This is a genomic window from Barnesiella sp. CU968, assembly GCF_905219685.1.
GTDB lineage: Bacteria > Bacteroidota > Bacteroidia > Bacteroidales > Muribaculaceae > Lepagella > Lepagella muris_A.
This window is the reverse complement of record NZ_CAJMXD010000074.1, coordinates 1-9,771: the sequence shown is the minus strand read 5'-3', so window position 1 is coordinate 9,771 and position 9,771 is coordinate 1. Positions and strand designations below refer to the sequence as shown.

Sequence of the window (9,771 nt, the reverse complement as noted above, 5' to 3'; positions counted from 1 at the left end):
GACCCTCACAAAAATAGCCGCCCAAAATCTGGACGGCTATCTTTTTAGGATATACCTGCTATCGCGGACGGTTGTACGCACAAGAGGTCCAATAATAGGTCTTTTTGTGTTCGAAATCCTGATAGGAATATTCCAGGGGATAATAGATGGCAGCCGATCCTGTCGTTGACAGGTATGTGTTGCGGGAGCTTACAACTACCTGCCCGGGAGCACAGATATCAGGCATTATCCTGCCATCGGGCGTCTCTCCATAAGATGAGAAATAGCTTATGTCTCCGATTGTTCCTTCCTGATATCCCGAACCGGTAATATTTGCTGACACGTAGCTTCCTACTGCGAGGGTGTTACGTCCAGAAGCCATATTGCTATTGCTTCCTGCGCCATCCGGTATGTCCAGCCCCGGTATATTCCGGTTTCCAAAACTCATATAAGATCCGTCGCAATACATGAAAACTTTCTTACCCGGTTTTCCCTTTATCGTGATACGGGTAAAATATCTGTTTGCATTTGCAGCTGATCTTGCAGTAAGATACATGTTCAGTTGGGCTGTGTAACGGTGGTTGTATGTGTCGACACCGGCGATGCCTCCCATGAAGCTGTTAGAATATATGTTTTGAAACTCAGTGCCTTCTGTTATCAGGTCCATACGCCGGGTGTCAAGATACTCGTTGATCATGTCGCCCTGCGAAGCGTATGATGACCTTTTTTCAGGTATTTGTAATGAATAGAGTATATCATCCGGTTTCGATCTGGATATGATATCAAGCGAGACTTCAAAAGGAGTGTTGTCTTCCCCCCATATCTCTATTGAGCCAAAAGTCTGGAAATATCCCTCAACTTCTGTATATCCTTTCAGTGCAAGGGTTTTTATGTAAGGATCTTCATCCGAAAGTAGCTTTATTATAGAACAAGGTGTGTCGCGTTCATTCCCCGCGGAGAGACATATGACGGCATCATATTTTTCCGCGATATCGTTGATTGCCTCCGTAAATTCATCAGTGCCGTCATGAGGCCCGAGATTATCACCGAAAGATAAATTCATGACACAAGGCTTACCTTGTTCGCTGGCGTATTTGCCTATGCGTTCGAGCGCATCAAGTATCTGCACGTTGTATCCCTCTCCGCATCCCACGATCAGTTCTGCACCAGGGGCTACTCCCCTTAGGTCCGGAGCATTTGTGTCAGAGGTGTCGTAAAAACTACCGCCCATTATTCCGAGCACATGTGTGCCATGGCTTTCGGAGCGGGTGTCGCTGGTGAATGTGGAAATCTGTGCCGGTGTCTGATATATTTCCGGGTTGGCTGTCGGTTCGGCATATTCAAGCACCATTTTTACGCGATTTTCACCATTCTCATCTCGGAAGTTGATATGGTTGGGGTCAATTCCCGTGTCGAATATTCCAAGCACTATACCTTTACCGTCATAAGGCTTGTCAATATCTTTGCCTATCCTTATGTCAGGGATGTTGGAAAATGTCATGGCATTGTTGTTTGTACGCTTTATCAGGGAGGAGAGCTTGGCTCCGCTGACACCGTTTGATGCGGCAATTTCTATGGCATTGTCCGGACTTGTGCTTATTATTGCCGTTCGCGTCCCCACAAGGCTTACGATTTCTCCGCCTTTTGACTTGATTTCATCAAGCGCGGTTTCCGAGTCATATCTTATGATTATTTCCACCCTTTCATGTTTTATGGAGGGCATTGTCTTTGAGAACTTTTGTCCGTTTTTTACGGAGGTGCACGAGGACACTATCTCGCGTAATCTGATCAAGTCGGCGTCGCGAAAATTCACCTGGGAAGTTGCTGCCAGAGATGCGATGCATAACGGAATGGAGAGAACTAAACTTCTTTTCATACGCTTGGAGGTTTATATTGCTATTCATTGCCTGTGCCTGTGTTGGAGCGAAACTGGAACGGAAAAAATCAAGCAGATGGCAGATTGTATAAATATTGAGCCGTTGATGCATGTTGATGCATGCTGTTATAGTTGCAAAGGTATAATTTATTATTTAAAATTAACAATAAATGAAATTAAATTTTTAAAAATAATTAAAATTTGTTGCTTATTTTACAAATTTAACTTAAATTTGACGCGATTAACAAGCGGAATAAAATATTGGAGCGAATATTTTGCGAATAAATTTAGTATTAATAATATTCTGCATCGGATGGCAGAGGCTGTCCTGAGCCGTGTAACAAGTGGAATATTATTGATATGTTCTTAATCTGTAAGTGGCAAAAAGTTTAAATCAGATAGCAATAATGCCACTGTTTTTGCCATTTACATCAAACACAATTTCTTATGAACAGATTATTATCAGTGCTCTCTATCGGGATCCTTGTTGCTGCAGGCAATCTGACAGCTTCAGGACAAATAAGCCGGGAAGTTGGCAAGGATGCGGGTTCTATTCAGTTGAAAGAAACGCCGCGAGGTATTAAATTGTCGCCGGATATGTTGAAAATGCGTCATCAATCCGCTGAATCGACTTCAGGCAATGCCATCGGGGAGGTGTCATTCCTGAAGCAGACACCTCGGGCACGAAACGGAAGCCGGGTGTCAAAACCGGGTGTCAAAGCGGCTTTGCGGGCCACTTCATTGCAAGGTTACTGTGTTTATGCCGGCAATGCCGGCGAGCCGGGATGGTATGATATAGCTTTGCAGTCGGGTTCGTCATTGAAATGGAAAAAGCAAGGCAAGTATTCGCCCGCTTGTGGATTTGTCAGGGGAGATGAGGTTTATTCATTCTATACCTATACGACAAGCGATGCAGGACTGACAGATGCAGGCATTGATATCATAGACTTGTCAACAGGTAAGGTCAAGGCTTCGTATCCTACTGACATTTTTGACACATTAGAGAAAGTGGTCTTGCTTTCTGCATATGATAGTGAGGAAGATACAGCATATGTAGTAACGCTTGACCAGACGGGCAAAAATTATCTATTGCAAAAATTTGATCCCATTTCAAGATCATTTGTAAACCTTGGTGTTAACGTTCCTGCAGACTGGCTCGATATTGGATGGAATCCCGCCGACAAGACTCTTTATCTTTTTGATACGGGTGGACTTCTTAAGAAATATGATAGCAAAGGGAAGCGTTTCAGTCAGGTTAATTCTTTGTCCTGGGATATGGAAGAGTATCCGCATGACATGGTTTATAGTCCAAAGGATGAAGCCTTTATTCTTTTGCTTGATTCTTATGACGAGTCTGATTACCCTTGTACGGATATGCTCTTGCTTCCGGTTTCGGGCAATGCTGCTTATTTAGGGACTATTGAGGGAAATCCGCAATATAAGATATTACATGTTTCTGACAATTATGTTAATGCCGCCGGAGCGAAGGCGCCGGTATTGAAAAGTTGGGATGTTACGGGAAGTTCCACCACCGGAAGTTTTACGGTCACTTTGCCAGACAGTTATGAAAACGGGACTTCTATAACCGGATCTGTATATCTCCAAGCCAAGATTGATGACAATGATATTTCTGGAGCATTCAATGGTCCTCCCGGAGCATCGGTTGTTATTCCGGTTAATGCACCGGAAGGTCTTCATCGTTTTTATGTTACGCCTTACACATTGGGAGATGATGGGAAGATATATGGCACTCCGCTCGTGTTTGACAAATGTATCGGGATAGATGTTCCAACGGCACCTGCCGGAGTCACGTTGACGGAGACCAAGGTTAGCTGGAATGCTGTTACGAAAGGTGTTAACGGAGGTTATGTCAATGTCGCGGACATAAAATATAATGTATATGTTGACAAAATCCTCATGAATGAATCTCCAGTTTCTTCTACGTCTCTTGACATTACGATTCCCGTAACGGGTGTTGTCGCACATAAGGCAGAGGTTTATGCCTTGTCCGGAGGGAAGATTTCAGAAGCCGGGGTGTCGGAGCGTTACTATGCCGACGGACCACTTTCTCTTCCTGTCTATCTTGGGGCAGAAGAGGGAGAGAGAGATCTGGATGACGAGGTGATAGGTATGTTCACCATTGTCAAAGATGCCCTTAATCAGAATGAGCCTCTTCGCGGCTGGCGCTATGATGATCAGAATGACAACACGGGAGGATTCTATTGCCTTGCCCCTAAGGCGAGTTCAATGGGTGAGACATCTAACGAATGGCTCTTCCTTCCGGCAATTAATTTTACTGATAAAGACGCGCACTATCGCTTGTCGATGGAAGTGTGGAGCGGCAACCATTATTTCACTGCCAATGAGATATACGAAGTGGCATTGTGTCAGCGTCCTTCTCCTTCGCGTGCAATAACAATAAAGGATGCCTCCACTGTCTATAAAAGTCCATATTTCGAGCAGTCGGAAACTCTCTTCCAGGTTCCGGAAGAGGGAGAATGGTATATAGGTATACATTATATTTCTCCGGTCGGATCCTATCGCCTTTATGCCCGAAATTTCAAGATTGAGAAAGCGGAAGCATCTTCCGAAAGTCCGGCAGCTGTGACGGATCTTCGTTCCAAGGCATTTCCCGATGGAGAACTTAAGGCGACACTGACATTCAATATGCCACGGCTTACCATTTCGGGGAGCGAATTGCCGGCTTCAACAGTCATTACTGCCGCTGCAATATCTGAAGCGGGTGAAGCAACTGTTACAGGCACTCCCGGAGATCCGGTTTCAATGACAGTGCCCACGAAGCAGGGGGATAATATAATCAAGGTTACTACAAGTTCAGACAAAGGGGTTGGATTGCTTTCAGAAACAACAGTATACTGCGGAGTGTATCGTCCGGCGACACCTGTGGTAACAGCGACCGTATCAGACGATAATCTTTCTATAACTCTTGATATAGATCTTGAAGATTATAATGAAAATGGCGAATATACGGGACCTGCCCAACAGGATGTGACCATATATCGTCAGATAGGAGGGGAATGGCGACCTGCTGCAGAAATCGGAAAAAACCGCACGTGGACTTTTGATTGTCCTGATGGATCGCAGTCTTTATATACATTCGGCGTTGCAGCTAAGAATGCTGTGGGGTCATGCGAAGAGATGTTTTCTTTCCCGGTTCATCTCGGACCACTCCATTCCCTGCCGATGACAGAACCTTTTAATTGTGTCGGTGATGATGTTAAATTGGCTTACGAACCTATCTCCATTGAACATCTGTCTTATCTTAAGTCAACATGGGGTGTGGATGATCCGGTAAGTTATGATGAGGCGGCAGCCAATACGAGCGGCAATGCCATAATAGCTATGTGGGATGGGGAGTCTCAGTTGCTGCTTCCAAGGTTCACCACTAAAGGGATGAGTAATGTGAAATTGGATTTAAGTATATTTTTCGGCAATCACTCACCCGAACGGGTGACCGTATATGCCTCTTCTCCGAGTCTTGAGATGGAGCCTGTCGCGACGTTCATACCGGAATCAGGGAATGGATGGGAACATAAACTCGTGTCTCTTCCCTCTGCGTTCCAAAATCAAGGCTGGGTCCAGATAATTATACGTGTCAAGATTGCAGGATATAGCCAATGTTTCATAATGGATTCCTACTCAATTGCCAATTATCCTTCGGATATGGTTACGATACATGGCATGAACGGAGCATCGCGTGGTGCAGTGGGTGAGAAAATGTCTTACTCTGTGGAAGTTGAGAATGCAGGTACAAAAGAAGCCGCAGTTCCGGACTATGTTTTCCGGGTTATAGGAGATAACGGGGTCATAGGAGACTTCAAGGATGCAGATGCCCCAAAAACTATTGAAGCAGGAAAGAGGGCAACGCTTAATTTCAGTTTTACTCCCAAAGTTGCAGATATTGGGGATGTACTTGTGCGTTTCAACCTTCATGGACAGCCATCTGAAGCCACTTCGGAAATGGAGAAGCAGGTTAAAATCCTGAATGCGCGTATTCCTGTGGTTCAGGATCTCGCCTTGGAATATAGGGAAAACAGCTCGGATGTGTTGTTGAATTGGTCTAAGCCACAGTTTGTTGAAGATTTCGAGACTGCCGAGACTTGGGATTATTCGGAAGAGTTGAAAGGTTTCCGTAATATCGACCTTGATAATGCCAAAGTGTGGACAATAAGTGAGGTGGATTTCCCTGGTGAAGGTTATGAGAAGGCATATCAAGTGTTTTCTTCAACTGTCACAGACAATATGTCGATGGCGGCGCATAGTGGAGAGCAGTTCCTGTTGTGTATGTCGCCAAAGACAGGTGTTACAAATGATTGGCTGATTTCGCCGGAAGTTAAAGGTGGAACCGAATTGTCTTTCTGGATGAACATATGTCATGCAGACTATCCGGAGACGATACTTGTCAAGTATTCTACAGAGGGGAATGAGCCTGAAGATTTTACGAAGTCGCTTGATAACGGTTATATCTGTCCGGATGAACAGGGTTGGTTCAAATATGATTTCCAACTTCCTGCCGATGCAAAATACTTTGCTTTACACCACGTCGGGGATGACGGCAATGAGCAGTTCGGTCTGATGATTGACGACATTTCATATGAACCCGTTTCTGGCGTTGCGCCTATAGAAGGTTATAACTTATATCGGGATGAACAGCTTATCGGGTCCGGACTAAAAGAGACAACTTATTTTGATAAAGGAGTTGACACTTCAGTTCCGGTAAGGTATCTTGTCAAAACTTTGTCTACAATTAATGGGGAACTTGTTGAGTCTGATCGTTCTAATGTTGTTTGGGCAACGGGGACAAGCGGAATTGGAGATATTGCGTCCGATGGATTTGTGACTATTTCGGGGGAGAAGGGGTTTGTCAGAATGTGCGGATTTGCATCAGGAGTTCCTTATGTAATTTCAAATGTGTCAGGAGCTATGGTGTCTGCCGGAAACATCTGTGATGACGTTGAAAACGTTGAGGTCCCATCAGGTATTTATATTGTCAAATGTGGTTCATTCGTAATGAAAGTTATTGTGAAGTAGCAGTGGTGATTGGCAATATGTGCTTAAACGCCCGACGGAAACTCCGTCGGGCGTTGTGTTACGTTGTTATTGAGATGTAATTTATCGGGGGGTGATTGTGAAGGAGATTGAGCCGCGTGTTTCGCCCGCTCCTTTCTTGGGACTCCATTTCGCTCCTTTGGCTGCTTGCTCGCAGGCACGGCGGATGGAGGCTGATGCTCCGCCTGATGCTTTTGCCGAGATGACATTGCCATCGGAGTCAATCACGACTGAGACCGTGACAGTTGTCTTGTTGCGCAGAGTCACATCCGGTTTGGGACACCCCTTGAATGTGCGTCCCGACGCGCTGCCGGTGATGCCCATGCCTGTTCCTCCGGCTCCGGAGCTTCCGCTCTTTCCTTCAGAGCTGCCGTTGCGCGAGGAGAAACCCTTTGCAACCGAGGAGGTGACTTTCTGTTTTTCCTCTTTGCTTATTGACGGCTCCGTTGCCTGCACCGGACTTTCCTTCTTCGTGGTCACGAGTTTATCGACCGGAGGTGCCGGCTTTGGGTTATCTCCTTTGACCACGAGCTTTGTGTTGTCTGTTTCGGCATGTTCCGGTTCTCCTTTGAATGCTTCTGCCGGCGCATCCTGCCTGACAGCGTTTTCTTCACCGAGGTCCTTGAGTATTTCCGGTTCAAGAAACAACTCCTCATCAGGCATAAGCTCGGCAACAGGCTTCACGGCAGTCTGCTCGCTGTCGAATGAGATTCCTCCCAAAAACAACGCTACAATAATGATCAGCATTGCCACGAAAGTTATTGCAGCTGCTGTGGTTTTATCTTTTTGCTGTCTGGTCATCTGAAATACGTTCGGATATCGGTATATGTTGTCAGTTCTGCGATGCCGGTGCCTTGGCTTTGGTGGCAAGCACCATTTTCAGATTCTGGCGAGCCGCCATGTCGAGTATCCCCACCACTTTGCCGTAATCAACGAGGCTGTCGGCATATAGAGCCACCGAACGCAGCGAATCCTTCTGTTGTATGGCTGTCAGGCGCACGGCAAGCTCATCGAGCGAGATTTCTACGGGAGAGGACAGTGTCTGNGTGGAATCGTTGCGGTCCTCGACAAGATATATTGTCTTGTCTGCATCTATATAGACCTCTGTCACAGGTTTCAGCGAAGTCTGTTCGCTGCTCTGCGGAAGATTGACATCGATTGCTGCCGGGAATATGATTGTCGAGGTCACCATGAAAAATATGAGCAGAAGGAAAATCACATCTGTCATGGAAGACATGGAGAAAGTCTCGAGCGACTGGAAATTTCGTTTAAGAGCCATGATACGAACAACTTCTTGAATATTACTTTATGCCACCGGTTCGTTCAGGAGATCCATGAACTCCATTGTCTTTGTCTCAAGGGAATTCATCACGCGGTTAACGCGAGCCACAAGGTAGTTGTATGCGAAAAGGGCGATGATACCCACCACAAGACCAGCCACAGTGGTTACAANCGCCTGATATATGCCGCTCGAAAGCACGGTGATGTTCGCAGACGTTCCTGCACTTGCGAGCGAGAAGAACGCCTGTATCATTCCGACCACAGTTCCGAGGAATCCGAGCATCGGGGCGCCGGCGGCGGTTGTTGAAAGCCAGGGGAATCCCTTGCCTAACTGCGCCACTTCGATGTTTCCGGTGTTTTCAATGGCAACAAGGACATCGTTCATCGGGCGTCCGATTCTTGACAAGCCCTTCTGTATTAGACGGGCGTATGGGGTGTCTGTCCGTTTGCACAGGTTGAATGCGGAGTCTATGTCACCCTCGTGCACATAATCGCGGATACGGTTCATGAAAGAGCTGTCTTCCTTAGAGGCGCGGTTTATTGCGATGAACCTTTCGGTGAAGACATAGATCGTGAGGATGAGAAGGAGGGCGAGAGGAATCATGATATATCCGCCGTCCATTACGAGAGACCAGAATGAAAGGGTTTGCTGGGTCATAGCTTATTGATTGTGTGAATGTTTCTAATGAAATCGAATGAGGATCTCGATGTCTGCCTGCTATCGGAGACAATCGAGATAGTCATGAATTGTCCGTTCTATTCCGAGGTAGAGAGCGTCGGAGATTATTGCATGTCCGATGCTCACTTCATCAAGCAGGGGAAGACGTTTGTGGAAGAAAGAGAGATTCTGCAGGTTCAGGTCATGTCCTGCATTGAGACCGATGCCCCGTTTTAACGCTTCGGAAGAGGCTTCGATGAATTTTCCGATTGCCTCATCAGGATTTTGCGTGTAATTGTCGGCATAAGGTTTGGTGTATAACTCGACCCTGTCCGCACCTATTCTTGCAGCCTCTTTTACTTGTGCGGAATCCGCATCGACAAAAATAGAACTTCTTATTCCTGCCTGACGCAGGCGCGTTACAATTCCCGAGAGAAACTCCGAATTTGCGATTACGTCCCATCCCGCGCTTGAGGTCAGGGCGCCGGGGGCGTCCGGTACGAGTGTGACTTGCTCCGGAGCGACTTCGATTACCATGCGCATGAAGTCATCTGTAGGGTATCCCTCGATGTTGAATTCCGTTGTCACGACTTTGCGGAGGTCGTAAACGTCTCGGCGTGTGATATGCCTCTCGTCGGGACGCGGATGGACCGTGATTCCCTGTGCGCCGAAACGTTCGCAGTCAACTGCGAATCTCACCACGTCGGGAATGTTCTCACCCCTTGCATTGCGAAGGGTAGCCACCTTGTTGATATTTACACTTAGATGAGTCATATTTATTTTTTTATGAAATTGGCATATTATTTGTAACTTTGTATTCTGAAGCTGGAATGAGGTTGTCTGGACGAATTCAGAATTTACAGACTTATGAACGGATATTCCCGGTTTCTTTTGTTAAAATAATATT

6 protein-coding genes are annotated in these 9,771 nt (G+C 46.2%); 1 reads left to right on the top strand and 5 read right to left on the bottom strand.

Features of this window, described 5'->3' with window-relative positions; genetic code table 11:
- Window positions 1-58 precede the first annotated feature (58 nt).
- Window positions 59-1,855 carry a S8 family serine peptidase gene (locus JX312_RS04600; protein WP_204457206.1) on the bottom strand — a complete coding sequence of 599 codons (1,797 nt, stop codon included), beginning with the start codon at window positions 1,853-1,855 and terminating at the stop codon, window positions 59-61.
- Between the two features lie 447 nt (window positions 1,856-2,302).
- Here JX312_RS04600 and JX312_RS04595 point away from each other — a divergent pair, with 447 nt between their 5' ends.
- Window positions 2,303-6,907 (top strand): choice-of-anchor J domain-containing protein, encoded by a 4,605-nt coding sequence (locus JX312_RS04595; RefSeq protein ID WP_204457205.1) that lies wholly within the window; start codon window positions 2,303-2,305, stop codon window positions 6,905-6,907.
- Between the two features lie 81 nt (window positions 6,908-6,988).
- On the opposite strand, the gene JX312_RS04590 is transcribed toward JX312_RS04595, so the two are convergent.
- From JX312_RS04590 to JX312_RS04575, 4 genes are all read right to left on the bottom strand, one after another.
- Window positions 6,989-7,726, bottom strand: a complete 738-nt coding sequence (locus tag JX312_RS04590; RefSeq protein ID WP_204457204.1) for an energy transducer TonB — start codon at window positions 7,724-7,726, stop codon at window positions 6,989-6,991.
- A gap of 31 nt (window positions 7,727-7,757) precedes the next feature.
- A complete protein-coding gene (locus JX312_RS04585) occupies window positions 7,758-8,204 on the bottom strand; it encodes a biopolymer transporter ExbD (RefSeq protein ID WP_123406518.1) in 447 nt (148 codons plus the stop codon).
- A 27-nt stretch (window positions 8,205-8,231) separates the two neighbouring features.
- On the bottom strand, window positions 8,232-8,864 hold the full coding sequence (locus JX312_RS04580; protein ID WP_204457203.1) for a MotA/TolQ/ExbB proton channel family protein: 633 nt from the start codon (window positions 8,862-8,864) through the stop codon (window positions 8,232-8,234).
- Window positions 8,865-8,924: 60 nt separating this feature from the next.
- Window positions 8,925-9,638: a pyridoxine 5'-phosphate synthase gene (locus JX312_RS04575; protein WP_123406514.1), complete on the bottom strand. Its 714-nt coding sequence runs from the start codon at window positions 9,636-9,638 to the stop codon at window positions 8,925-8,927.
- Window positions 9,639-9,771: the final 133 nt, after the last annotated feature.

What these genes read in the sequence shown, in the direction of transcription:
- JX312_RS04575 (WP_123406514.1), bottom strand. Translation starts at nt 9,638, where the DNA reads ATGACTCATCTAAGTGTAAATATCAACAAGGTGGCTACCCTTCGCAAT.
- JX312_RS04595 (WP_204457205.1), top strand. Translation starts at nt 2,303, where the DNA reads ATGAACAGATTATTATCAGTGCTCTCTATCGGGATCCTTGTTGCTGCA.
- JX312_RS04600 (WP_204457206.1), bottom strand. Translation starts at nt 1,855, where the DNA reads ATGAAAAGAAGTTTAGTTCTCTCCATTCCGTTATGCATCGCATCTCTG.
- JX312_RS04590 (WP_204457204.1), bottom strand. Translation starts at nt 7,726, where the DNA reads ATGACCAGACAGCAAAAAGATAAAACCACAGCAGCTGCAATAACTTTC.